This is a genomic window from Acinetobacter sp. S4400-12 (assembly GCF_024129495.1).
Taxonomy (GTDB): Bacteria; Pseudomonadota; Gammaproteobacteria; order Pseudomonadales; family Moraxellaceae; genus Acinetobacter; species Acinetobacter lwoffii_C.
The window spans coordinates 1-884 of the sequence record NZ_JAMXYB010000094.1; the positions used below are offsets into that span (position 1 = coordinate 1).

General features: G+C 48.9%; 1 protein-coding gene. It reads right to left on the bottom strand.

Going from position 1 to position 884, the window contains the following annotated elements:
- Positions 1–884: electron-transfer flavoprotein:ubiquinone oxidoreductase (locus tag NI461_RS14050; RefSeq protein WP_253157861.1), on the bottom strand; the 884-nt coding region annotated here is incomplete at both ends.

Consider the following 884-nt stretch of genomic DNA (forward strand, 5'->3'; position numbering starts at 1 on the left):
CCCGCCGGGCAGTAGCGTTGAGCTGGCTCATCCCATTTCGGCAGGTTCACTTCTACCGGAATTGAAGCATCGGTCAGCTTTAAATGCGCAGGCTGGTTTTCTTCATGGACCGTGTTGGAGACAAATACCGAAGACAGACGGTCAAACGTCAGCTTGCCATCCGGTTTTGGATAGTTTGGCTTGAAGTTCACTGCATCAACAGTTTTCAGCGTCTTAAAGTCTGGCACCAGGTCATGTAAAGTGAATGGTACTTTAAACACGTTCTGGTCAATAAAGTTAAAGGCACCCCCCATCCATTGACCGAACTTGTGCATTGCCGGGCCAAAGTTACGCGCATTGTAGAGTTCTTCTTTCAGCCAGCTGTTGTTGAACTTCTCGGTATAGGCAGTCAGCTCTTTGATGAAGAAATCTTCACCTTCGCTTACACGGGCAATCGCCAGATCACCACCTTTTTCTACACCGGCCTGGATTGCTTCAAATACCGCTTCACCGCAAAGCATGCCAGATTTCATTGCCGTATGTGAGCCTTTGATCTTGGCAAAATTCAGGAAGCCTGCATCATCACCGATTAAAGAGCCACCCGGGAAAGTGAGTTTAGGCAGCGAGTTAAAACCACCCTTGGTCACAGCTCGTGCGCCATACGAAATCCGCTTGCCACCTTCCAGATACTGTTTGATTAAAGGATGGGTTTTCCAGCGCTGCATTTCCATAAATGGATACATGTGCGGATTGGTATAGGACAGATCCACGATCATGCCCAAAGTCACCTGATTGTTTTCAGCATGGTATAACCACCAGCCGCCTGAAGAACCGGTTTCATTTAAAGGCCAGCCGGCCCCGTGCATCACCAGACCTGGCTTATGTTTGGCCGGATCAATTTCCCA